This is a genomic window from Thioclava sp. NS-SX20, assembly GCF_057380695.1.
The window spans coordinates 23,805-46,891 of sequence record NZ_JBXXRY010000002.1 but is presented as its reverse complement, the minus strand read 5'-3'; the positions used below and the strand labels follow the sequence as shown (position 1 = coordinate 46,891).

At 62.1% G+C, this 23,087-nt stretch carries 19 protein-coding genes; 6 read left to right on the top strand and 13 right to left on the bottom strand.

The features are described from left to right. Positions 1 to 230 precede the first annotated feature (230 nt). From hemA to ispG, 3 genes are all read left to right on the top strand, one after another. Entirely contained in the window at positions 231 to 1,457 is a 1,227-nt protein-coding gene (hemA, locus tag AC2ISB_RS13910; protein WP_330629298.1) for a 5-aminolevulinate synthase, read from the top strand. A gap of 105 nt (positions 1,458 to 1,562) precedes the next feature. Beyond that, the gene (locus AC2ISB_RS13905) at positions 1,563 to 2,837 is read left to right on the top strand and encodes a helix-turn-helix domain-containing protein (protein ID WP_330629297.1); all 1,275 of its coding nucleotides are present in this window, start codon (positions 1,563 to 1,565) and stop codon (positions 2,835 to 2,837) included. 103 nt (positions 2,838 to 2,940) lie between these two features. Then, a complete protein-coding gene (gene ispG / locus AC2ISB_RS13900; protein WP_330629296.1) occupies positions 2,941 to 4,077 on the top strand; it encodes a flavodoxin-dependent (E)-4-hydroxy-3-methylbut-2-enyl-diphosphate synthase in 1,137 nt (378 codons plus the stop codon). Between the two features lie 59 nt (positions 4,078 to 4,136). On the opposite strand, the gene AC2ISB_RS13895 is transcribed toward ispG, so the two are convergent. The 6 genes from AC2ISB_RS13895 to AC2ISB_RS13870 all read right to left on the bottom strand — a co-directional run bounded on the left by AC2ISB_RS13895 (position 4,137) and on the right by AC2ISB_RS13870 (position 13,298). After that, positions 4,137 to 5,558 carry a hypothetical protein gene (locus AC2ISB_RS13895; RefSeq protein ID WP_341485978.1) on the bottom strand — a complete coding sequence of 474 codons (1,422 nt, stop codon included), beginning with the start codon at positions 5,556 to 5,558 and terminating at the stop codon, positions 4,137 to 4,139. Between the two features lie 145 nt (positions 5,559 to 5,703). Then, the gene (gene mprF / locus AC2ISB_RS13890; protein ID WP_486576960.1) at positions 5,704 to 8,298 is read right to left on the bottom strand and encodes a bifunctional lysylphosphatidylglycerol flippase/synthetase MprF; all 2,595 of its coding nucleotides are present in this window, start codon (positions 8,296 to 8,298) and stop codon (positions 5,704 to 5,706) included. 138 nt (positions 8,299 to 8,436) lie between these two features. Continuing rightward, the gene (locus AC2ISB_RS13885; RefSeq protein WP_486576959.1) at positions 8,437 to 10,692 is read right to left on the bottom strand and encodes a molybdopterin-dependent oxidoreductase; all 2,256 of its coding nucleotides are present in this window, start codon (positions 10,690 to 10,692) and stop codon (positions 8,437 to 8,439) included. Positions 10,693 to 10,932: 240 nt separating this feature from the next. Further along, complete coding sequence (locus tag AC2ISB_RS13880) at positions 10,933 to 11,574, bottom strand: helix-turn-helix domain-containing protein (RefSeq protein WP_330629292.1); 642 nt, start codon at positions 11,572 to 11,574, stop codon at positions 10,933 to 10,935. A 141-nt stretch (positions 11,575 to 11,715) separates the two neighbouring features. Continuing rightward, positions 11,716 to 11,895: a hypothetical protein gene (locus AC2ISB_RS13875; RefSeq protein WP_330629291.1), complete on the bottom strand. Its 180-nt coding sequence runs from the start codon at positions 11,893 to 11,895 to the stop codon at positions 11,716 to 11,718. Between the two features lie 23 nt (positions 11,896 to 11,918). After that, positions 11,919 to 13,298 carry an ammonium transporter gene (locus tag AC2ISB_RS13870; protein WP_330629290.1) on the bottom strand — a complete coding sequence of 460 codons (1,380 nt, stop codon included), beginning with the start codon at positions 13,296 to 13,298 and terminating at the stop codon, positions 11,919 to 11,921. 297 nt (positions 13,299 to 13,595) lie between these two features. Here AC2ISB_RS13870 and AC2ISB_RS13865 point away from each other — a divergent pair, with 297 nt between their 5' ends. From AC2ISB_RS13865 to AC2ISB_RS13855, 3 genes are all read left to right on the top strand, one after another. Continuing rightward, a complete protein-coding gene (locus AC2ISB_RS13865) occupies positions 13,596 to 14,042 on the top strand; it encodes a YaiI/YqxD family protein (protein ID WP_486576958.1) in 447 nt (148 codons plus the stop codon). A gap of 83 nt (positions 14,043 to 14,125) precedes the next feature. After that, complete coding sequence (locus AC2ISB_RS13860) at positions 14,126 to 15,988, top strand: ABC transporter ATP-binding protein (RefSeq protein WP_486576957.1); 1,863 nt, start codon at positions 14,126 to 14,128, stop codon at positions 15,986 to 15,988. Between the two features lie 108 nt (positions 15,989 to 16,096). Next, on the top strand, positions 16,097 to 16,768 hold the full coding sequence (locus AC2ISB_RS13855; RefSeq protein WP_486576956.1) for a DUF1826 domain-containing protein: 672 nt from the start codon (positions 16,097 to 16,099) through the stop codon (positions 16,766 to 16,768). A 41-nt stretch (positions 16,769 to 16,809) separates the two neighbouring features. On the opposite strand, the gene AC2ISB_RS13850 is transcribed toward AC2ISB_RS13855, so the two are convergent. The 7 genes from AC2ISB_RS13850 to AC2ISB_RS13820 all read right to left on the bottom strand — a co-directional run bounded on the left by AC2ISB_RS13850 (position 16,810) and on the right by AC2ISB_RS13820 (position 22,983). Beyond that, on the bottom strand, positions 16,810 to 17,865 hold the full coding sequence (locus tag AC2ISB_RS13850; protein ID WP_330629286.1) for an ABC transporter ATP-binding protein: 1,056 nt from the start codon (positions 17,863 to 17,865) through the stop codon (positions 16,810 to 16,812). Continuing rightward, on the bottom strand, positions 17,862 to 18,644 hold the full coding sequence (locus tag AC2ISB_RS13845) for an ABC transporter permease (RefSeq protein ID WP_330629285.1): 783 nt from the start codon (positions 18,642 to 18,644) through the stop codon (positions 17,862 to 17,864). The genes AC2ISB_RS13850 and AC2ISB_RS13845 overlap by 4 nt, the downstream gene beginning before the upstream one ends. Beyond that, the gene (locus tag AC2ISB_RS13840; RefSeq protein WP_339109853.1) at positions 18,641 to 19,510 is read right to left on the bottom strand and encodes an ABC transporter permease; all 870 of its coding nucleotides are present in this window, start codon (positions 19,508 to 19,510) and stop codon (positions 18,641 to 18,643) included. The genes AC2ISB_RS13845 and AC2ISB_RS13840 overlap by 4 nt, the downstream gene beginning before the upstream one ends. Before the next feature lie 68 nt (positions 19,511 to 19,578). Continuing rightward, on the bottom strand, positions 19,579 to 20,655 hold the full coding sequence (locus tag AC2ISB_RS13835; RefSeq protein WP_486576955.1) for an ABC transporter substrate-binding protein: 1,077 nt from the start codon (positions 20,653 to 20,655) through the stop codon (positions 19,579 to 19,581). A 306-nt stretch (positions 20,656 to 20,961) separates the two neighbouring features. Continuing rightward, the gene (locus AC2ISB_RS13830; protein ID WP_330629282.1) at positions 20,962 to 21,972 is read right to left on the bottom strand and encodes a PhoH family protein; all 1,011 of its coding nucleotides are present in this window, start codon (positions 21,970 to 21,972) and stop codon (positions 20,962 to 20,964) included. Between the two features lie 186 nt (positions 21,973 to 22,158). Beyond that, positions 22,159 to 22,467 (bottom strand): hypothetical protein, encoded by a 309-nt coding sequence (locus AC2ISB_RS13825; RefSeq protein ID WP_330629281.1) that lies wholly within the window; start codon positions 22,465 to 22,467, stop codon positions 22,159 to 22,161. A 12-nt stretch (positions 22,468 to 22,479) separates the two neighbouring features. Then, positions 22,480 to 22,983 carry an OmpA family protein gene (locus AC2ISB_RS13820; RefSeq protein ID WP_330629632.1) on the bottom strand — a complete coding sequence of 168 codons (504 nt, stop codon included), beginning with the start codon at positions 22,981 to 22,983 and terminating at the stop codon, positions 22,480 to 22,482. Positions 22,984 to 23,087: the final 104 nt, after the last annotated feature.

Genomic DNA, 23,087 nt, shown 5'->3' with positions numbered 1-23,087 from the left:
GTGTGCGGCACTGTCCAGCGCCGCCCGCCCAGGCGGGCGCAAAGCACGGGCATGGCGGCTTTGCCATATATGCATAGGCTGCGACCATAGGTGCATTTGAAATCATTCTAAAATTGCGTATTTAAAGAGCAGCCTTTGAAAACACGCATCTGTAATTTGACCTTTGTCAATGTAAGGCGTGCTAAAGAGGCCTAACGCTGACCCAGCGAACGGATGCAAGGACAGAACCCATGAATTACGATCAGGCTTTGGACACAGCGATCAACCGGCTTCACGAAGAAGGCCGCTATCGCGTCTTTATCGACCTTGAACGCGAAAAGGGGGCCTATCCGAAAGCCACATGGACGAAAGATGACGGCACGAAGCACGAGATTACGATCTGGTGCGGCAACGACTATCTGGGCATGGGGCAGCATCCGGTGGTCTTGGAAGCCATGCACGAGGCGCTTGACGCGACAGGGGCCGGTTCGGGCGGCACGCGCAACATCTCGGGCACGACCGTCTATCACAAACGTCTCGAAGCCGAGCTGGCGGATCTGCATGACAAGGAAGCCGCGCTGGTCTTTTCGTCGGCCTATATCGCCAATGACGGCACGCTCTCGACGCTGCGCAGCCTCTTTCCCGGTCTGATCATCTATTCGGACGAGCTGAACCACGCCTCCATGATCGAGGGCATCCGCCGCAATGGCGGGGCCAAGCGGATCTTCCGTCACAATGATCTGGCCCATCTGCGCGAGCTTCTGGCCGCCGATGATCCGGCAGCGCCCAAGCTGATTGCCTTCGAATCGGTCTATTCGATGGATGGCGATTTCGGGCCGATCAAGGAAATCTGTGATCTGGCACAAGAGTTCAACGCGCTGACCTATCTGGACGAGGTGCATGCCGTGGGCATGTATGGCCCGCGCGGGGCAGGCTATGCCGAGGCGATCGGCGAGACCCGCATTGACATTTTCAACGGCACGCTGGGCAAGGCCTTCGGTGTGTTTGGCGGCTATATCGCGGCCTCGGCGAAAATGGTGGATGCGATCCGGTCCTATGCGCCGGGCTTCATCTTCACAACTTCGCTACCTCCGGTTGTGGCGGCAGGGGCTGCGGCGTCGATCGCTTTCCTGAAGACGGCAGAGGGGCAGGCTCTGCGTGACAAACAGCAAGAGCATGCACGTATCCTGAAAACCCGCCTTAAGGCGATGGGGCTTCCCTTCATTGACCGTGGCAGCCATATCGTTCCGGTTCATGTCGGAAATCCCAAGCATTGCAAGGCGTTGTCGGATATGCTGCTGGAAGAATTCGGCGTTTACGTCCAGCCGATCAACTATCCGACCGTGCCGCGCGGCACCGAGCGGCTGCGCTTCACGCCCTCGCCCGTGCACTCGCTCAAGGAGATCGACGGGCTGGTGCGGGCGCTGGATAGCCTCTGGTCGCGCTGTGAGCTAAATCGCGCCGAAATGGCGGGTTGACCGATAACTAGCGGTGTAAACCTCTCTAGCCTGTGATAACTTTGCGATAACCAGTTCGGAGTAAACCGAATCGGACCACTCGAGTGCGATAGGGGCAGTATAGCAATGATCGGGCGAAGGACTTCTCCTTCGACGCAGGAGGATGTCGGGCTGAGAGGCTTTGAGGACTATGATCTGCGTCTTGGCGATCTGATGCGTGGCGAGCGCGCCACGCTTTCAAAATCGCTGCTTGATGTCCAACGCGAGTTGCGCATCAGGGCGGCCTATATTGCGGCGATCGAAAGCTGCGACATTTCCGCCTTCGATGCGCCCTCTTTCATCTCCGGCTATGTGCGTTCCTACGCGCGCTATCTCAACCTCGATCCCGAATGGGCGTTCGAGAGGTTCTGCCTTGAATCGGGCTTTGTGCCGACCCACGGCATGGCCCCGCAGGCATCGGCCCCTAAAACCCAAGCTAGCTCTGCGGCAAAGCCCGTCAATGCTCTGGGCAATCCCAATGCGGTCTTTATTCCGAAAACCGACAGCCTCTGGTCGCGGATCGAGCCGCGGGCCATCGGCTCGCTGCTTGTGCTGGCGCTCTTGGCGGGCGGAATCGGGTATGGCGGCTGGTCTGTTCTGCAAGAGGTGCAGCGCGTCAACCTGACGCCGGTGGACCAGCAGCCCAATGTCGTGGCCGAGCTGGACCCGCTTTCTTCGGTCGATACCCAAGCGGCGGATCCCGTCAAAAGCGCGGATGCGGATACCGGTGGCGACAGTCTGGACCGGCTGTTCCGTCCGGCAACGCTTGACACGCCGGTGCTGATTGCCCGCGACGGGCCGATTGCCGCGATCGATCCCAATAAAACCGGCGTGCTGTCCGGCGAGACCCAGACCGCGTCTGTCGATCAGGGGCAGGCCTCGACCCCTCCCAACACCGAATCCGCCATCAATCAGGCCATCGCGCAGGCGATGGGGCAGGGACAGGCGCAGCCTGCTCCTGAAAACGCGCCGGGCAATGCGGTGCGGGTGACGGCAGCCAATGCGGCGGATGTGGAAATTCTGGCTGTGCGGCCCTCATGGGTGCGGGTGCGCGCCGCTGACGGGTCGATCCTGCTGGAAAAAGTCATGAATGCAGGCGAGCGTTTCACGCTGCCCAAACTGGCAGAGCCGCCGACCCTGCGCACCGGCGAATCCGGCGCGATCTATTTTGCGGTCAATGGTGTGGCGCATGGGCCGGTGGGCGCGCGCGGGGCGGTGACCAAGAATATCACCCTCAGCCCTGATGCGCTGTCGCAACGTTTCGCCGTGGCCGATCCGCAGAAAGATGCGGCGCTGACCAGCATGTTTGCGGTGGCCGATGCAGGGCAGGTGATCGGCGAGCCGAAACCGGCCACCGAATAAACACGCCAGATAAACACGTCAGGCGATCAATCCTTCTCGACAGCCGTTGCCCTTGTGCGACGGCTGTTTTACTTTGCCCCCGACATGTCCGAAGGAGTCTCCAATGTCCCTGAACCCGGTTCGTCCGTGGCGCAGCGTCGAACGCCGCAAATCCCGTCAGATCATGGTTGGCAATGTGCCGGTCGGTGGGGATGCGCCGATTTCCGTGCAGACCATGACCAATACGGATACATCGGATGTGAAGGCCACTCTGGACCAGATTATCCGCGCCGCCGATGTGGGCGCCGATATCGTGCGGGTGTCCACCCCCGATCAAGCCTCGACGCAGGCCCTGCGCGAGATCTGCCGCGAAAGCCCCGTGCCGATCGTGGCAGATATCCATTTCCACTATAAACGCGCCATCGAGGCCGCCGAAGCCGGTGCCGCCTGCCTGCGGATCAATCCGGGCAATATCGGCGATGCTTCGCGCGTGAAAGAGGTGGTGAAGGCCGCCAAGGATCACGGCTGTTCCATCCGCATTGGCGTGAATGCGGGGTCTTTGGAAAAGCACCTGCTTGAGAAATATGGCGAGCCTTGCCCCGATGCGATGGTGGAATCCGGTCTGGACCATATCAAGCTGTTGCAGGACAACGACTTCCACGAGTTCAAGATTTCCTGCAAGGCCTCGGATGTCTTCCTGTCGGCGGCGGCCTATCAGGCGCTGGCCGAGGTTACCGATGCCCCGATCCACCTTGGCATCACCGAAGCGGGCGGGCTGACCGCAGGCACGGTGAAATCGGCCATCGGTCTGGGCAACCTTCTGTGGATGGGCATTGGCGACACGCTGCGCGTCAGCCTGTCGGCAGATCCGGTCGAAGAGGTCAAAGTCGGCTTCGAGATCCTGAAGTCCCTCGGCCTGCGCACCCGTGGCGTGCAGATCATTTCCTGCCCCTCCTGCGCGCGTCAGGGTTTTAACGTGATCAAGACCGTCGAGACGCTGGAAAAGCGGCTTGAACATATCAAGACGCCGATGTCGCTGTCGATCATCGGCTGCGTGGTGAATGGTCCTGGCGAGGCGCTGATGACCGATCTGGGCTTTACCGGCGGCGGGGCGGGGTCGGGCATGATCTATATGGCGGGCAAGCAAAGCCACAAGATGTCCAATGACCAGATGATCGACCATATCGTCGAGCTGGTCGAGGAACGGGCCGAGAAGCTCGAAGCCGAGAAAAGCGCGGAAGAAAGCACCGCTGCGGAATAAGGGAAGGGGGCGCGCAAGGCGCCCTTTTTCATAAGCCCCGTTTCGTTACAGGGCCCGTTTCAAAGCCAGAAATAGGTTACGACCAGCAGAGCGGCGGCCAGCCCCAGTGCAACCAGCGTGAAGCGGCGGTTGAGATCGAAGGGGATGCGGGCGGCAGGCACGCCAAGCTGGCGTCCGGTGATGATCGACATGGCCGAGATTGGCGAGGCCGAAATTGCCAGCGCCCAAGCAAGGCACAGGCTCAGCCCCAGTGCCAGCGGATGCGCCGCGCCAATCGGGCCTGCGCCCAGCAACTGCGCGATCATCACGACAACCACCGAATGCGGGATCAGCAGCGCCGCCGCCAGCGGCACCAGAAACAGGCAGCCCAAGATCGGCACAAGCGCGGGAACACCCTCACCGCCAAGGCCCGCCCCCCACCCCAGAAGCGCAAAGCCGACCGTGACCCCCGCGCCGATCACCGCCGCCGCCAGAAAGATCGTGGCTTCATTGGCCATAGAGGCCGAGGCCTTGCCCAGACCGCCCAACGGGTCGCTGTTTTTCATCGCGGCGCGGATCTCGGGTTCGACAAATGGCCAGCTCCATGACAGGATCGGCAGCACCACGCAGGCCGCCACCAGAAAGCTGATCTCCAGCAAACGGTGCAGGACCAACGTCACGATGATCAGGCCCAGCACCACCGACAAAATAACCGCCAGCGCCCGCCCGCCTGCAAGATCTGTGCTCCGGTCCGGATCGGGGCTGTGATCGGCCGCCGTTTCTTTGCGCAAAGCCCAGAGCGTGCCGCATGTGATCACAAAGGCCGACGCCAGCGCCAGAAGCAGGAACGCCACGGGATCGAGCGTCGGAATAGCAGTGGTGACAATGGCAAAGCCGACGCCAATCGGGTTCCAGATGGTCGACAGAACCGTGCCGCGCAAGGCACATAGGGTCATCACGCGGGTATTGATCGGCGGACGCCCCTGTTCTGTGGCATGGCGCGCGTGGTTTTCTGCGATATCGGACATCATTCCGATCGTGCCGATATTGAACAGTACCGAAAGACCCTGCGCCCCAAAGGTCACCGCACCGGCCCGCCGGTTGGCCGAGGCGGCAAACAGCCGCGCCGCCGCCTGTGCGACAAGGCGCGAGGCCCTGACAGGCGCGCGGATCAACCCGAGCGAGGTCAGAAAGGCCGAAAACGCGGTGCCTTGGAACAGGGCGGTCTGCATATGCGGCAGCGCCTCGGGCCGGAGCAGCGCAATGGCCAAGGCCACCAGCACGGAAAGCAGCGCGAAAATCTGCGCCATACGCTGCACCGAGCCAAGCCGCAAAAGGGCCAGCACCACAGCGGCAGCCGCGGCCAGCCATGTCAGGGCACCAAACCCGGCCCAGATATGCGCACCAATCTGGCCGGTGACCAGACCAGCGATCATCACCACCGCCAGAATGCCGCAAAGACGGTCGAGATGCAGCCCGTAGGCGGAAGATGTAAAGAGCATAAAAATCCGGTGCGTTTTGCGTTTGTACCGTTATGCCAGCCTCTGCCACAGGGACAATCGTTGCAAATTGCATAGCCCCCTGCACCCTGACGCAAGGCTCGGACCGGGGCTCGGTCTGGGATTCAGACTGGGGCTCGCTCTGGGGCTAGGGCTGGGGGGCTTCGGCTTGCGGCCCCAAAGATGGCAGATTGGGACGGCTGCCGCTGATCAGGGTCAGCAGATCGGTGGCTGTGGCGATGGCATTGGCGCGTGGCGGAACGGCCACATAAACGGGCTCCCAGTCAGGGTCGAATTTCTGCTTGAAATCCCGAAGCCCCTCGAAATTGTAGAAATGCCCGCCATGACGGTAGATAAAGGCACCAAGCTGGCTGCTCAGCCGCGCGCCACGACGGTTTTCCAGCCCCGAAAGCGGCGCATTGCCCAAGCTGAAGCTCTGGTAGCCAAGCGCCTTGAAATGCAGCAGAAGCTCGGTGAACAGGAATTCCATCACCCCCGAAGCGCGTTCGGGAAGATGGCGCATCAGGTCGATGGTGGCGCGGCTCTGCGTCTGCGTGGTCCACAGATTGGCAAAGGCCACGATGGCGTCGTGTTTATAGATCAGCGCAACGGGCGTCTGTTGCAGATAGGCCTCGCTGAAATAGCCGACGGAAAAGCCTTTTTCGGCACCGGCTTTAACCGCAAGCCACGCCTGTGAAATCTGCCGCAGCTCTTGCAAAAGCGCGGCACTATGCGGCGGCTGGACGACCTCCATGCGCAGACCGTCGCGCAGGGCGCGGGCATGGGTGGTGCGCAGGCGCTTGCGCGCGCTGCCTTCAAGGCTGAACCTGTCAAGCGGCACCACCGCCTCTTCTCCCAGCTTGTGCAGGGCCAGCCCCATATCGATCCACAGATGCGCCGAGGTGGCGGGCACGTCGTAGAAAAGAGGGCGGGCTCCGGCGGCTTGGGCGGCATCATGGAACGACCAGACCAGCCCCGAGGCCTCTTGCCTGTCCCCCACCGGCTCATGCAAGGCCACCCAGCTTCCACCCTGAATGCGGTACATCAGGAAGCTGTTGCCGCTTGGCGAGAACAGCAGCGCCTTATCGCCACTCAGGGCGATATTGGCCTTCGGGTCATCCTGCCGCGCGATAATGGCTGCGGCGCGCTGCATTTCCTCGGCATTTGCGGGGGCGGCATGCAGATTGCCCGGACGCAGGGCATAGCGCAACAAAAGCAGGGTCATCACCAGAAAGCCCACCAAGGCCGCACGCAAGGCACGGGGGGCGGCCTTATCGGTGGCGAATTGCCACCACAGGTCGCTGTTATAGGGCACCGCCTTATGCACAAAGAACAGGGTCGCCAGAATGGTCAGGGCAAGGCAGACCATCAGCATGAACCAGCGCAGCCCCAGCACATTGCGGGTCAGGCGGGTCATCCGGTAGAATTCACCACGCGCCGATTGCAGGATCAGCGAAGCGACCAGCAGCATAAGCGCGGTCGGATAGTCGAACCCATGTGCCAGACTGGCCACCATGCCAACCGCCAATGCGACCTGTGTCAGCCACCATGCGCCCGAAACCCGCCGCAACAGTCCATGCGCCAGCACGACAAGGCAAGCCCCGATGGCGCTTGACACCAAGGCCCCGCTTTCCAGAAACACCAGCGGCACGACATCACTGAGGCCATCGGCCATCGGGGCGGATGGCGGCAGCAGCGGCAGGATCATCAGCGCCGCCCCAAGGACGAAGGTCATGGCCGACATTGCCAGAGGGGCCAATGCGCTGATCGCCTGAAACGCGGGGGCCAGCAGATCGGCGCGGCCCGCAATCATCTTGCGGCTGGCCAGACGCACTTCCCCCAATGCCATCAGGATCATGGCAAGCGCGAATGGCAGGATATAGTAGATCAGGCGGTACAGCAGCAAACCGGCGGCAATTTCCTGCGCGGGCACATTATGCGGCAGGGCCGCCACGATGATCGTCTCGAAGACCCCAACCCCGCCGGGCACATGCGACAGCACCCCCGCCATCACGGCCGCCGAGAAAACCGCGAGGAAGGTGGCGAACCCCAGCTGGTCGGCGGGCAGCAGGATATAGAGCGTCGCAGCCGACAGGATCGTTTCGGCTGCGGTAAAGAAGAACTGCCCGACAGACAGCGCCGGTCCCGGCATCTGCAACGAGATGCCGCGCAGGGTCAGGCTGGATTTACGGATGGACATCACCGCCAGCACGCCACAGCTTAGCACGACAATTCCGATCGCGGCCCAGCGGATCAGATGCGGCGACACCGAAATCACCGCCCCCAGCGCATGGGGGTGCCATGCCAGCGCACCAAGCCCGATCAACGTGGCTCCGATACCGAACGACAACGAGCAGAAAAGGGAGATCCCCGCAATATCAAATGCGGAAAGCCCCATCGCCGAATAGATACGATAGCGCACGGCACCGCCGGTCACCGGTCCGGCCCCGACCGTATTGCCGATGGAATATCCGAGAAAACTGCCGGTCAGCACCACCGCCAACGGCAGCTTCTTGCCGATGAACCGCAGGGCCGACCAGTCATAGCCCGCCAGCGCCGCATAGCCGCCACAGGTGCAAAGCACGGCCAGCACGACATCATGAAACGGCGTTGCACGGATCAGCCGGACGACCTCGACCATACTGACATGGGCCATCAGCCGATACAGGGCAAAAGCCCCGAGGCCGAATAGCACTGCGGTAACAAGATACGGGACCGCCCCGCGCAGCCTAGTTGAGATCATAGGCCTATGCCTTCAGATAGTGTGTCGCCAAATTTTATTGGCACGAAATCTTGTCCGGGATCAATGCCGGAGTTGGTTTGACCTTTGTTACATAACCACGGTTATCGCATTTTTATCCGGCAACCGCCGCAAGGGATCTTACCGCGCCTGTGTCAGCCGCGCGACCTCGACCAAGGCCGTATGGGCGCTGCAACCCTGCCCAAGTTTCGAGGTGCCGACATCTTTCGTCAGCACATTCGGATTGCCATCGGCATCGGCGGCACTGCCGGGGTCGCCATACCACGCTCCGGTCGGCAAAGCGGTGACACCGCGCAGGATATCCGGCGTCACCCGTGCCCGCGCATGGCAGGCGCCGCGGCTGTTGAAAACGCGCACCAGATCCCGATCGGCAATCCCGCGTGCCGCGGCATCCTCGGGATGGATCATCAACGCCACGGGGCGCGCGTCCTCGCTATCGGCCAGCGCGCATTCCAACTGGCTGTGCAGCTTGTCACCGGGCTGCGGCGACACAAGATGCAGGGGCGTCTGCGCTGTTGCCGTGCCCAGCCATTCCGAGGGAGGAAGCCAGACCGGATGACCGGGGCAATCGGCATAACCGAAGCCCTCGATCGTGTCCGAGAAAATCTCGATCTTGCCCGAGGGCGTTCCCAAGGGGCTGGCCTCGGGATCGGCGCGGAAGCGGGCGAAAAGCGTTGTGTCCGGCCCCTCGGTCGCAAGAGGCAGACGCACCCAGTTGCGCGCTTTCAACGTGGCCAGATCGGGCAGATCCAGACCTTGCGCCTGTGCCGTCTGGTGGAACTCCGCATACAGATCGGCAATCCATGCCGCCGCCATGCGCCCCTCGCTGAAACGTTCTGCCGCCCCAAGCCGTTCTGCCAGCCCGCAGAAAATCGCGTAATCGTCGCGTGCCTCACCCACCGCCGGAATAAGCTGGGGCATGTAGAACAGGTAGTCATCCATTGACGAGCGCCCGATATCCTCGCGCTCGTAGGGGGTCGTTGCCGGAAACACGATATCGGCGCGCTTGGCCGTAGCGGTCCACCAAGGTTCGTTCACGATAATGGTTTCAGGGCGCTGCCATGCCTCGTGCAAGGCGTTCAGATCCTGATGATGGTGATAGGGATTTCCTCCCGCCCAGTAGATCAGCCGGATATCGGGATAGCAGGGCTGCTGGCCGTTGAAGTCATAGCGCGCCCCCGGAAAACGCAGCATATCGGCCATGCGCGCCACCGGAATGACGGTTTTCACCGGATTGTCCAGCTGCGGCAGGGTCATACCCTGCAGCGCCCGAAACGATTTCCCGACCCCGCCAATCGCGCCGTACCCATAGCCGACCCCACCACCGGGCAGGCCGATCTGGCCCAGCATCGCGGCCAGCACGGCGGACATCCAATAGGGCTGCTCGCCATGTTCCCCGCGTTGCAGCGACCATGCCACGGTGATCAACGTGCGGGTGCGGGCCATGCGCCGCGCCAAAATCCGGATCTGCTGCGGATCGGCCCCGCACAGCACCGCCGCCCATTCGGGGTCTTTCGGGCAGCCGTCGCTTTCGCCCATGAGATAGGGCCGGAAGCGGTCGAACCCCGTGCAGTAGCGGGCCAGAAACGCCTCGTCCGCCAGCCCTTCCTGCACCAGCACATAGGCCAGTGCCAGCATAAGCGCGGTGTCCGATCCGGGACGGAGCGCCAGCCAGTCGCAGCCCTCGGGGGCATCGCCGCGCTGCGGCCCGATATTGAGGCAATAGATCCCCTTGGCGCGGAACCGCTCCAGCCAGCTTGCGGTGTCGTGCCGGGTGATGCCCCCCATGCTGACCTGCGCATTCTTGGAATTTACCCCGCCAAACATCACCAGCGTTTCGGTGTGATCATGCAGGGTCTGCCAGCTTTGCTGATGCTGGTAGAGCAGGCTGATGAAATCGGTGCCGAAGACATGCGGCATGATCGATTGCGCGCAGCCCGTGGAGTAGCTGCCGAACGAGGCCACATAGCCGCCGATACTATTGAGGAAACGGTGCACCTGACTTTGTGCATGGTGGAAACGGCCCGCCGAACTCCAGCCATAGGAGCCGCCAAAGATCGCCTCGTTCCCGTAGGTCTTGCGAATGCGGTCGATGTCCTGCGCGGCAATGTCCAGCGCCTCGTCCCAAGGCAGTTCGACAAAACTGTCCTCGCCGCGCCGGCCCTGCCGCCCGTTCAGCCAGCCCTTGCGGATGGACGGACGGGCGATCCGGCTGTCGTGATGCACTGCGGCAGGCACGGCGGCAGGAATGGCCGACGGGGCAGGATCTTCGGAGAACGGACGGGCAGAGAGAATGCGGCCGCCCTCCGTTTCAACCTCGAAGGCCCCCCAATGGCTGGAGGTGACCCTGATCTGCCGTTTTCCGTCTTGCGTCATGATCTTGTGACCCCTGCCCGATCCGCTTTGGCCGCAGGATGGGCCGATCCGTGTCAAAGGTCCAGTGCCGCCTTATGGGCACCTTCCCCGTTGAAGGCATCCGCAATCCGGTGACGGGTCGTACGCGGTGACGGGTCGTACGCGGTGACGGGTCGTACGCGGTGACGGGTCGTACGCGGTGACGGGTCGTATGCGGTGACGGGCCCCAATAAAGCGGCAGGCATGCGGCAAGCCCCGCGCTCAATCGCCATAGACGATCATCGAGATGAATTTGACCCTGTCACAGCGCAATTCGGCCGGACCATGTTCGACCTCGCCCGAAAAGGTCAGCGCATCGCCTGCGGTCAGGGTAAAACGCTGCGTGCCGAACTGGTAATCCATCTCCCCCTCAAGCATATAGATGAACTCCGTGCCCGGATGGGCAAAGCGGGGATAGCTCTCGCTGTCCTTGTCCATCTCGATGAGGAACGGCTCGAAAGATTTCTGCGGCCCGCGATTATAGGAAAGCAGCCGGTAGGTATGGCCATGTCGGGTGCCGCTGCGCACGACCTCCAGCTGGTCGGCGGCACGGATCAGCTGTGCCGCGCCCTTCTTGTTCTCGACCTCGGCAAACAGCATGGCAATCGACTGGCCCAACGCGCCGCAGATCCGCTCGAGCGCATCAAGGCTGGCACTGGCCTGACCGTTCTCGATCCGGCTCAGCATGGCCGCCGACATTTCGGCCCCCGCTGCCACATCCGCCAGCGTCAGTTTCAGCGCCAGACGTTTGCGCCGGATGGCCGTGCCGATGCGCTGGTCGATCGGCACATGCGCCTGAGCGGTCAGATGGTCCGGGGCGGGGTCGACAGACGCAGGCGCGCGCGTCTTGGCGGATTTCGGCATCGGGATGTCCTACAGGGTCGCTTGGTAGAACTTTGGCGCATCGGTGTGGAAATGGAAAGCCTCCGGCCGCTTTACGCCAGAAAGGCCATATCGAACGGGGCCACGTCAGACGTGGCCCCGCGACACTCGTACTCAGGGCACTCACATAGGATGTGTCGATGCGGCCTTATAGGCATGACGCTCGTGGCGCCAGCCAAGGATGACGGCAATCAACACGCAAAGGTAGGTCGCAACCAGCCACGGCATCTCTGTGCTGCCATAGCCTGCAAAGATCGGGCCGGTCACACCGTCCCAGGATTTTGCAACAAAGGGGGCTTCCATAGGCTATCTCCTGTTGGGAAAGGTTATTCGGCGGGCGAAACCGCGCCATGCAGCGCTTCGGGATAGGCCTCGACCGGCACTTTGGTCTTGTCCAGACCGGTGATTTCGGCTTCGGCAGGCACACGGAGCTGGCCCATGATTTTCAGCAACCACGACACCCCATAGCCCGGCACAAAGCCAAGAAGCGCCATGACCACCGCCCCGACCAACTGGCCGGTGAAGCTGGTTTCAATGACATCCGGTCCGGAGAGCGCCGGATAGCCCTGTGCGGCAAGCCCCACGGCAAGAAGCCCCCACATGCCCAGACAGCCATGCAACGCGAAGGCGCCCACCGCATCGTCAATGCCGCGCCGTTCGACGAAAGACGCGATGAACGGCATCGCCACCGCACCGGCAAACCCGATCACGAAGGCCATCGGCGGATACCACAGGTCGATCCCCGCCGCGCAGGAGATGATCCCGCCAAGCGCGCCCGACATCATCCAGAACGGATCACGGGTGATCATCCAGGCCCCGATAATGCCGCCGGCCATGCCCATCAGCGTGTTGAAGGTCATCCCCGAAAGGGTCATCGGCGTGCCATAGATCGACGCCGCCTGCGTCACCGACCACGACCACGATTCCCCCGGCACGATCACACAGCCCATCAGGAAGCCCCAGAAGCCCGCGATAATCAGCATCAGGCCGATCAGCGTCATCGGCATCGAATGGCCGGGAATGGCATTGGCCGAGCCGTCGGGGTTGAACTTGCCGATCCGCGGACCGAGATTCATCGTCACCCCCAAGGTGAAGAACCCCGCGATCATATGCACGACGCCTGCGGCTCCGAAATCGTGATAGCCGAATTTGGTCACCAGCCAGCCATCCGCATGCCAGCCCCAAGCGGCGGCCAGGATCCACACGAAAGCGCCCAGAATGGTGGCCAGAACGACAAACCCCGTCAGGCGGATCCGTTCGATCAGTGCCCCCGACAGGATCGAGGCGGTGGTGGCCGCAAACAGCACGAAGGCGCCCCAGAACACGCCCGAGGACCGGTCGTCGAGATTGGGCCCCATATTGGGCGACCACGGCGCGGCCACCTCGTTGGCATAGGCCAGACCGGATGCGCCGGTCGGCCCCGCCGAAAGGTCGAGACCCGTCGGAAAGGCCCAATAGACCCACCAGCCGATGAAATAGAAAAACGGCACGATCAGCGCGAAGGCCAGAATGTTCTTGATCCCAGAGGCCAGCGCGTTTTTAGACCGCGATGCCCCCATCTCGTAGGCCAGAAATCCCGCATGGATCAGCACCATCAGCGGGATCGTCAGAAAATAGAATGTCTCGGAGAAGGTGGTGCCGGTTCCGTCGGCCTTTGCCTTCAACTCGGCAACAGTTGCCGCCAGATTTGCTAGGTCCTGTTCCACGTCCAAAGCTCCCTGTTTGTGTGGAAGTAGTCTTGGGGAAGTCTTCTTGGGCCGGTGCGGGACCGGCCATGTCTAGGCATAGCGGGTAATTTGCATATGACGCAAATAACTTGCCTATTTTGCAAAAAATTCATGGGTCGCATGAAAATTCAGCGCCAAATCCCCGCCCTTGCCGGAATCTGCCGCACCCCGTGCGGGGGATGTCCATGCGCGCCGCTACTCGCGCTACTACTCGGGCGGATTGGCCCGCGGCGGAATTTCGGCTAGAGCTGTCACAGACCGCACGGAGACCCGCTTATGACCATATTTGTTGATGCCGATGCCTGCCCCGTGAAAGCCGAGGTGGAACGGGTGGGCACGCGCCATAAGGTGCCGATGAAGATCGTCTCGAATGGTGGCATCCGGCCATCGCAAAACCCGTTGGTGGACACGATCGTGGTGGATGCCGGCCCTGATGTGGCCGACAAATGGATCGCCGAACGTGCGGCGGCGGGCGATATCGTCATCACCAATGATATTCCGCTGGCGGCGAAATGCGTGGCCGCAGGGGCGCAGGTGCTGCGCCATGATGGCGATGCCCTGACCGAGAACAATGTCGGGCAGGCGCTGGCGATGCGCGACCTGATGACCGATATGCGTGCTGCCGACCCGTTCTTGCAGAGCCGCAACAAAGGCTTCACCAAAGCCGATCGGTCCCGCTTTCTGGACGCGCTCGAACGGGCCGTGCGCAAGGCGCGCGCCTAGGCGGCCTCAGGCCAATGCCGCCGGTCCGGCTGTGTTGGCCGTTTGCTGCAGCCCCCCTGTCACCCCAACCCGAAAGAGGCGCGATGTTTTCCTGGTTCGAGCGGCGTATCGATCCCTATCCGGCAGAGCTGCCGCAGATGCCACCCGAAAGGTTCTGGCCCTTCATGCGCCATTACAGTCGTGGTGCCCTGCCTTGGCTGGCGCTGTTGGGGGTGACCTCCGGCGCGATCGCCTTGGTCGAGGTCTCGCTTTATGGCTGGCTGGGGGATCTGGTGGACCGGCTGGCCGACACCCCGCGCGAGACGTTCTGGGCCGAGAATTGGGCACGGCTGGCCCTGATGGCGCTGGGGCTGTTGGTGCTTTTGCCGGGGCTGAACCTGCTGGGCGGTCTGCTGATGCACCAGACCCTGCTGGGGAACTTCCCCCAAAGGGTGCGCTGGCTGGCCTATCGCTATCTGCTGCGCCAGTCGGTCGGGTATTTTCAGGATGAGTTCGCAGGCCGCATCGCGCAGCGCCTGATGCAGACAGCCCTTGGCGTGCGCGAAGTGGCGATGAAGCTGATGGATGTGGGCAGCTATGTCGTCATCTATTTCCTCGGCGCTTTGGCGCTGGCCGCCCATCAGGACTGGCGGCTGGCCCTGCCCTTTGCGCTCTGGGCGCTGGGATACGCCCTCATGCTGTCGAAGATCGTGCCGCGTCTGGGCCGTGTGGCACAGCAACAGGCCGATGCACGTTCGGCCATGACAGGGCGCATGGTCGACAGCTATACCAATATCGCCACCGTCAAGCTGTTTTCCCATTCCGACCGCGAAGAGCGCTGGATGCGGGAGGGAATGAACGGCTTCCTCGACACGGTTTACCGTCAGATGCGGCTGGCACAGGTTCAGGATATCACCCTCAGCCTGCTGAATGTCTGGCTGGTGGCCTCGGTCACGGGGGTGGGGCTATGGCTCTGGACCGAGGGCACACTGGCCGTGGGCGCGGTCGCGATTGCGGTGCCGCTGGCGCTGCGGCTCAATAATATGGCCCATTGGATCATGTGGGAATTTTCGGCCCTCTTCGAGAATATCGGCACCGTGCGCGACGGGATCTCCAGCCTTGCGCTGCCGCGCGCGGTGCAGGACAGGCCGGATGCCAAGCCGCTGCAGGTCACCGCTGGGGCCGTGCGGTTTGATCATGTGACCTTCCGCTACGGGCAGGACGCAGGGGAGCAGGAGGACAGGGCGCGCCCGCTGGCGGTGCTGGACGACCTGGACCTGACCATCCGCGCGGGCGAGAAAGTCGGGCTGGTGGGACGGTCCGGTGCGGGCAAATCCACGCTGATCAACCTGCTTTTGCGTTTTCATGATCTCCCCGAGGGGCGGATCACCATTGACGGGCAGGATGTGGCACAGGTGACGCAGGAAAGCCTGCGCGCTGCAATCGGGGTGGTCACGCAGGACAGCACTCTCCTGCATCGCTCGGTGCGCGAGAATGTCACCTATGGCAGGCCCGACGCCTCCGAAGAGGACATCGCCCACGCTTTGCGAATGGCCGAGGCCGATCGTTTCGTGCCGCGCCTGTCGGATGCGCAGGGGCGCAAGGGGCTTGCGGCCCATGTGGGGGAACGCGGTGTGAAGCTGTCCGGCGGCCAGCGCCAGCGCATTGCCATTGCACGGGTCGCCTTGAAGGACGCGCCGATCCTGATCCTTGACGAGGCCACCAGCGCGCTGGACAGCGAGGTGGAAGCCGCGATCCAGTCCCGTCTGGATCTGTTGATGCAGGGCAAGACGGTGATCGCGATTGCCCATCGGCTATCGACCATCGCTGCGATGGACCGGCTTGTGGTCATGGATCAGGGGCGCATTGTGGAACAGGGCAGCCATGCCGATCTATTGGCGCGGAAGGGTCTTTATGCCCGTCTCTGGGCGCGGCAATCGGGCGGGTTTCTGGCCAGCGGGATGTGATCGGGCCACCCGATCCCGGCACGCCCCAGCCAAAGGCAGCCCTTCTTCGGGCTTGCCTCACCGGATTCTTTTGTTATGTTATACTATAACGTAAAATCCGAGGCTATTATGACCCATGATCTGCTGGACCGCCTGAGCACCGAAGACCCAGAGGCCCGTTATCTGGCACAGGGCATCTTGCAAGGCAGCACCGCGAACGTGCTGCGCAGCCTCAAGGCGCCGGGGGTCGGGGCCAGCCTCTGGCAGCGTCGCCTGCCGGCGGGTCTGCTGGACTGGCTGGACCACCTGCCGGCCGCGCGCCTGCCCGCCCTGCGCGCCGAATGTCTTGCGCTGCGCGATGTGACGCGGGTGCTGGAGCGCAGCTTTGCCGACGCCCGCACGCCGGACGGGCCGGAACGACGCGCGTTTCAGGCGGATATCGAATGTCTGGTGGGGGTGTTTGTCGATATTTTCCCCGTCACACGGCTGAACCTGCGCCTTGATGTCATCGAAAACGACGCCTGCCGCCGGTTTCATATCGACCGGTTACAAGCGCGGATGCTGTGCACCTATCGCGGCGAGGCAACGCAATTCGCGCTGGCGTCCGGCACACAAGGGACCGCCACCGACATCATGGCCCAGCTTGGCACGGGCGATGTCGGGCTGATGCGCGGCACGCTCTGGCCCGGACAGGAAGGCTCCGGCGTCTTGCACCGCTCCCCACCGATTTCGGGCACGGGCCAGACGCGGCTTTTGCTGGTCATCGACCCTTGGGAAGAACGCCCCACCCGGTTCCACTGAGGTCACACAGCCCCACGGCGGGGAGATCAAGGGTCGGGGCGTCAGGCCCCGATCACCAAGGCATCCGACGGGTGGAGCGCAAGGCTGACCCGCTCGCCCACCTGAGGCGGGGCCGCGCGGGTGGTATTGAACAGATCCACCGCCAGCACCTCGCCGCCCAGATCGACGCGCAACCGGATGACCGATCCCAGAAAATCCACATCCAGAATGGTGCCTGCCAGCGCGGCCTCGCCCGCATTGAAATCGGCCGGTCCCACACGCAGCATCTCGGGGCGCAGCCCCAGCGTCACCTCGGAGCCCGTTACCTCGCGGTAGAGCCAGATCTCGTTCCCGCCGATTTTCACATGACCCGACGGCCCGTCGATCACCTGCGCCTGCACGGTGGTCAGCGTGCCCACAAAGCCCGCCACAAAGCGGGTGGCGGGGGTGTTGTAGATCTCGAAGGGCGTGCCGATCTGGTCCGCGATGCCCTGATGCATGACCACGATCCGGTCCGACATCGACAGCGCCTCTTCCTGATCATGGGTCACGAAAATGGTGGTGATGCCCAGCTCTTTCTGGATGGCGCGGATCTCGTTGCGCAAAGACACCCGCACCTTGGCGTCAAGCGCCGAAAGCGGTTCATCCAGCAACAGGACCTGCGGCTTGGGCGCCAGGGCCCGCGCCAGAGCCACCCGCTGCTGTTGGCCGCCAGAAAGCTGGTAGGGATAGCGCTCGCCCATTTCGGGCAGGCCGATAAGCGAAAGCATCTCGGCCACGCGCGGCGCGATCTCGCGGGCGGGCACGCCCTGCACCTTCAGGCCAAAGCCCACATTCTGCGCCACCGTCAGGTTGGGAAACAGCGCATAGGCCTGAAATACCATGCCGATATTGCGCTGGTTGGGCTTGAGAGACGACACCTCGCGCCCGTCGATGGTGATCGAACCCGCCGAGGGCGTTTCAAACCCCGCAACCATGCGCAAGACGGTCGTCTTGCCACAGCCCGAAGGCCCGAGAAGCGAGATGAACTCGCCCTTCTCGATATCGAGATTGAAGTCCTTGACGACGCGGGTCGCGCCGAAGCTTTTCTCCAGATGGGAAATCGTCAGGAAACTCATCGACCCGCCTTGGTATGGTTGGTGAAACGTGTGACCAGCTGGATCAGCCCCATGCAGGCCCAAGTGATGACAAAGGCGATGGTCGCCAATGCAAAGGGCTCATAGGCTTTATTGGCGCCCATAAGCTGCAGATAGGGCCCGAAGGCCGGACGGTTGAGAAGCGCTGCCATCGTGAACTCGCCCATGACAATCGCGAAGGTCACAAACGAGCCCGAGAGCACCGCCACCAGCACATTGGGCAGGATGATCTGCCCGATGATGCGCACCCAGCCCGCGCCAAGCGATTGCGCGGCCTCGGTCAGCGTGGCCACATCGATGCTGCGCAGCCCCGTATCGACGGCGCGGTACATATAGGGCAGCGACAGCGTGGCATAGCCCATGACCAGAAGGAAATTGGTGCCCAAAGTGGTGCCGGTCAGCGGCAGCCAGCTTGATGTATTATAAAGCCGGATATAGCCGAAGACCGTGACGATTGCCGGAATAACCAGCGGCATCAATGTGATAAACTCGATCAGCGGGCGCAGGCGCGGCAGTTTGAGCTGCACCCAGAACGCCGTGGGCACCACCAGCAGGATGCCGAAGAGGATGGTCAGAAGCGCCATCAGCACCGAATAGCTGAAGGTCTGGCGGAATTGCGGGTCCGAGAGCACGGCTGCATAGGCGTCGAAACTATAGACGCCGCGCCGCATCGAGAGCGAGAACTCGACCATCCCCCAGAGCGGCAGGATGAAATAAAGAAGGCCGAGGATCATGATAGCCCATGAGGCTGCCTTGGTCATTTGAGCCACCTCTCGGAACGCATGCGCAGCACGATATAGATCACATTGGCCAGCCCCGTGACGAGGATCATCCCGAAGGCCATCGCATAGCCCAAATGCGGGTCGCCCAGCACATCACCGCGGATCTGTGCAAAGAGCATGATCGGCACGATGTTGAGCGAGGAGCCGGTGAGCGCGATGGCGGTGGCCACAGCCCCAAAGGCATTGGCAAAGAGCAGCGCGAAAGTGCCAAGGATCGTCGGGAAGAGGATCGGCAGCGCCACGATGCGCCAGTATTGCGCTCCTGTCGCGCCAAGGCAGGAGGCCGCCTCGCGCCATTCGCGTTTCAGGCCATCCAGCGCGGGGGTAATGATCAGGATCATCAGCGGGATCTGGAAGAAGAGATAGGTGATCGTCAGGCCCCAGAAGCTGAGGATGTTGAACCCCATCGCGCGCAGATTGATGCCGAATTCATGGCGCAGGAACATGGTCACAAGGCCCAGCGGCCCGAGGGTGGCCAGAAAGGCGAAAGCCAGCGGCACACCGGCAAAGTTCGAGGCCACGCCCGAGAAGGTCAGAAGCGGCGCGCGGATCGCCTTGGGCAAGCCACCCAGCACCATCCCCGCCGCCATCAGGAAGCCCACCAGACAGCCGATGGCCGAGGAGGCCAGCGAGATCTTGATCGAGATCCAGTAGGAGTTGAGGATTGTGGGCGTAAACAGCCCCGCAAGGTTTGACAGGGTGAAGCTGCCATCGGGCCGCTGGAAGGCACCGATGACGATCTTCATCGTCGGCAGGGCCAGAAACAGCACGATAAAGGCGATAAAGGGCAAAAGCCCCAGCCATGTCAGGCGGATCCGGCGTTTGGCAGGAGAGTGGTCGGCCACAGGTTTTCCGATTTCGAAACAGGTGGATGCCCCCGCGCTACAGGTGCAGGGGCATCACAGATCAATGCTTACTGGACGTTGGAGCCAACGACGCTATCCCAGCCGCCCACCACGGCGTCCTTATTGCCCGCCTGTTCGTCAAGGGTCGGAAAATAGGCCTTTTCATAGGCTTCTGCGGGGGGCAGCGCATCCAGAAGCTCTTGCGGCACCTTGCCCGCCTTCGACATCGCGTTGAAGCGCGCGGGGTGGCAATAGCCCTTCAGCCAGAGGTTCTGCCCCTCGTCCGAGTAAAGATATTCCATCCAGAGCTTGGCGGCATTCGGGTGCGGTGCATGGGCCGAAATCCCCTGCACATAAACGCCCGCCAGAACGCCCGATTTCGGCACCACAACATCAACCGGCGGGTTGCCGTTGAGCGTGTCGCGCGCAGCGAGGGCGTTATAGTCCCACATGATGGTGATCGGGGTTGCCCCCTGTGCCAGCGTGCCCGCCTTGCCGATAACGGGGACGAAATTGCCCGCCTCGTTCATCTTCTTGAAGAACTCGAGCCCCTTCTCGCCCGCGTCCTTACCGGCAGCACCGCCCTCGGCCATACCGGCCGCCAGAACCGACAGGATCGCCTGGTTCGAGGCACGCGGGTCACCCGCCAACGCCACCGAGCCCGCATAGTCGGAGTTCAGCAGATCGGACCAGTCCTCGGGGTTGGTGTCGATGAGGTCCTTGTTGATCATGAAGGACATGACGCCGTAGTAATCGCCATACCAGTAGCCGTCGGCATCCTTGATCGTGTCGGGGATCTCGTCCCAGGTCGAGACCTTATAGGGCTGCAACAACCCCTCGTCCTTGGCCTGCGGACCAAAAGACAGCCCCACATCCAGCACATCGGGGGCCTGCGGGCCGGTATTGCCCTTATTGGCGCGTACAGCTTCCAGCTCGTCCGCAGAGCCCGCATCGGGGTTCAGCTCGTTCACTTCAATTTTGGGATATTTCGCCTTGAAGCCCGCAATCACGTCACCATAGCCACACCAGCTATGCGGCAGGGCGATGGTGGTCAGCATACCTTCTTTCTTGGCGGCAGCTTCCAGCTCGGTCAGGTCCTGCGCATGGACCAGCGCGGTGCTGGCCAGCAGGGTTGCCGCAAACATTGCGGACTTTTGCATCACTCGTTTCAAAGTCGTTCTCCCCGAAGTCGGTCGTGGCGTGGGTTTGCCCCCGCCGCGTTTAAGCGCCGTTTTTGACGTCTAGATGACAGTTCTTATCCCTGCACGCTGCCACGGATAACAAATAACGAGAAAGAGAAGATTGTCCCTTTTCTACGAGAAGTTAGGCATTCTTTCGCAGGCAGGGGAAGACTGCCCAAGATTTGATCGCTGTTCAATGCCAAGCTGGCGGGCTACGGACATAAAAAAGCGGGCCATTGGCCCGCTCTCGTGGTTGTGATAGAGACGCCGTCAGCCTTCGGCTTTTTCATAGGCGTTGATAATCTTCGCGACCAAGTGATGGCGCACCACATCCTTCGAGGTGAAGTAATTGAAGGAAATCCCTTCGACCCCGTCCAGAATACGCTCGGCATCGGCAAGCCCCGAGGGCATCCCCCGCGGCAGGTCGACCTGAGAGCGGTCGCCGGTGATCACCATACGCGACCCCTGCCCCAGACGGGTCAGGAACATCTTCATCTGCATGGTGGTGGCGTTCTGCGCCTCGTCCAGCACCACAAAGGCATTCGATAGCGTGCGACCGCGCATGAAGGCCAGAGGCGCGATCTCGATGCGCTTGTCTTCCATCAGCTTGGCCAGCTGCTTTTGCGGCAGGAAGTCGTTCAGCGCGTCATAAAGCGGCTGCATATAAGGGTCGACCTTGTCCTTCATATCGCCGGGCAGAAAGCCCAGACGCTCGCCCGCCTCCACGGCCGGACGCGACAGCAGGATCTTGTCGACCTCGCCCGAGATCAGCATGGTCACACCCACAGCCACCGCCAGATAGGTCTTGCCGGTCCCTGCAGGGCCAATGCCAAAGGCCATCTCGTTCTCGAACAGGTTGCGCACATAGGCTTTCTGCGCCTCGGTACGGGGTTCGACCTGTTTCTTGCGGGTGCGGATTTCATATTGCCCTTTGGCGAACATCTCGAGCTGGTCTTCGAAGCTCGTGGTCCCCCCCAGCTCGGTGGCGCGCAGCGCGGCATCGATATCGCCGGTTTCAATGGGTTTCTGGGCTTCCAGCCGCTGGTATAAGTGCTGCACAACCGCAGCCGCCTGGGCTTGGGCCTCTGGTGCACCCACGACGGCAAGCTGGTTGCCACGTCGGAGGATATGCACCGATAATGCCTGTTCGATCCGTGCGAGATTGCGGTCAAACTCGCCGCAAAGATCGATCAGAAGTTTATTATCAGGAAACTCGAGAAGTGTCTCGCGGGCATCCTGAGAGCTGGGCGGGGGGGTTATCGCACTGAAGCCCAAATACATCCTCCTGGCTGGATTCCTAGTAAATATGGTGCCCCCAAGATGTGTGTTGCGCAAGTCTTGCTTTTTGTCTGCAACGATCCATGCCGCGAGATTTCATCAATCTGAGACAAAAAAGAACCGCACGACAGGCGTGCGGTTCAAGAATTGCGCGCCGGACCCCGAAAGTTCCGGCAAAATCACACAGAATCAGTAGCCCGGCGTCGGGTCGGGAATATCCGAGCCCGATTTGAACGGACCGACAGCCGTGGCGGCAGGACCAGCCCCCGAGCAGATCGGCTTGCCGTAATCATCAAGCCGCGCCGAGAGATAGCCCTCGACACCGTCATCGATGATCCAGTGGTCACAACCTTCCGGATCGATCCAGATACCGGCTTTCAACTGGCTGAGATCTTTCGACCCCCAACCGCGGTCACGGCTTTTGTCCGGACCGACGGCGGTACAGGCGCCCATTGCCCCCACCAGCCCCAGCAGCACGAGTGTCTTTATGGCAGTCATGATACCGGCCCCTTATTTCACACAGATGATTTCAACGCGGCGGTTCTGCGCCATGCCTTCGCGGGTGGCATTGGTCGCGCGCGGCTGGCGCTCGCCATACCAGTTCACGGCCAGCACCGGCGCCCCGACCTCGCGGGCGACACCCGCCACGGCTTCGGCGCGGCGCTTGGAAAGCTTCATGTTATACTCGTCAGAGGCGCGGCTGTCGGTATGCCCCGTAATGATGAAGCTGCGCGCCTGCGCGGTGCGGAAGAAGTTGCGCAGATATTCACGCCCCGCAACCGAGATCGCAGAACGGTCGGTGGCAAACAGCGTATCGGTCGGAATGATGCCGCAGACATTGCGGTGGCAGACCGGACGCCCGTCGCGGGTGATGCGGTTGTCCATATACCCTTCGGCACCGTCATCCATGACCCAGTGCTCGCAGCCATCGGGGTCGATCCAGATGCCGGGAATATATTTTTCGGCGCGCGTCTGCTGCGCCTGTGCCGGGGCAAAGCCAATGGCGAAAACCATGCCAGCCGCCAGGGCAAAGCCGGCCACCGGCTTCATTTTTTGCAAGAGAGTGCTGATCACCGTCTCGTCCCCCTAAATGCCATCCCGAGCGGCATTTTCCATGC

Bases quoted from the DNA above. Each gene is read 5' to 3' on its own strand.
- hemA (WP_330629298.1), top strand. From the start codon at position 231: ATGAATTACGATCAGGCTTTGGACACAGCGATCAACCGGCTTCACGAA.
- AC2ISB_RS13905 (WP_330629297.1), top strand. From the start codon at position 1,563: ATGATCGGGCGAAGGACTTCTCCTTCGACGCAGGAGGATGTCGGGCTG.
- ispG (WP_330629296.1), top strand. From the start codon at position 2,941: ATGTCCCTGAACCCGGTTCGTCCGTGGCGCAGCGTCGAACGCCGCAAA.
- AC2ISB_RS13895 (WP_341485978.1), bottom strand. From the start codon at position 5,558: ATGCTCTTTACATCTTCCGCCTACGGGCTGCATCTCGACCGTCTTTGC.
- mprF (WP_486576960.1), bottom strand. From the start codon at position 8,298: ATGATCTCAACTAGGCTGCGCGGGGCGGTCCCGTATCTTGTTACCGCA.
- AC2ISB_RS13885 (WP_486576959.1), bottom strand. From the start codon at position 10,692: ATGACGCAAGACGGAAAACGGCAGATCAGGGTCACCTCCAGCCATTGG.
- AC2ISB_RS13880 (WP_330629292.1), bottom strand. From the start codon at position 11,574: ATGCCGAAATCCGCCAAGACGCGCGCGCCTGCGTCTGTCGACCCCGCC.
- AC2ISB_RS13875 (WP_330629291.1), bottom strand. From the start codon at position 11,895: ATGGAAGCCCCCTTTGTTGCAAAATCCTGGGACGGTGTGACCGGCCCG.
- AC2ISB_RS13865 (WP_486576958.1), top strand. From the start codon at position 13,596: ATGACCATATTTGTTGATGCCGATGCCTGCCCCGTGAAAGCCGAGGTG.
- AC2ISB_RS13860 (WP_486576957.1), top strand. From the start codon at position 14,126: ATGTTTTCCTGGTTCGAGCGGCGTATCGATCCCTATCCGGCAGAGCTG.
- AC2ISB_RS13855 (WP_486576956.1), top strand. From the start codon at position 16,097: ATGACCCATGATCTGCTGGACCGCCTGAGCACCGAAGACCCAGAGGCC.
- AC2ISB_RS13850 (WP_330629286.1), bottom strand. From the start codon at position 17,865: ATGAGTTTCCTGACGATTTCCCATCTGGAGAAAAGCTTCGGCGCGACC.
- AC2ISB_RS13845 (WP_330629285.1), bottom strand. From the start codon at position 18,644: ATGACCAAGGCAGCCTCATGGGCTATCATGATCCTCGGCCTTCTTTAT.
- AC2ISB_RS13835 (WP_486576955.1), bottom strand. From the start codon at position 20,655: ATGTTTGCGGCAACCCTGCTGGCCAGCACCGCGCTGGTCCATGCGCAG.
- AC2ISB_RS13830 (WP_330629282.1), bottom strand. From the start codon at position 21,972: ATGTATTTGGGCTTCAGTGCGATAACCCCCCCGCCCAGCTCTCAGGAT.
- AC2ISB_RS13825 (WP_330629281.1), bottom strand. From the start codon at position 22,467: ATGACTGCCATAAAGACACTCGTGCTGCTGGGGCTGGTGGGGGCAATG.
- AC2ISB_RS13820 (WP_330629632.1), bottom strand. From the start codon at position 22,983: ATGGTTTTCGCCATTGGCTTTGCCCCGGCACAGGCGCAGCAGACGCGC.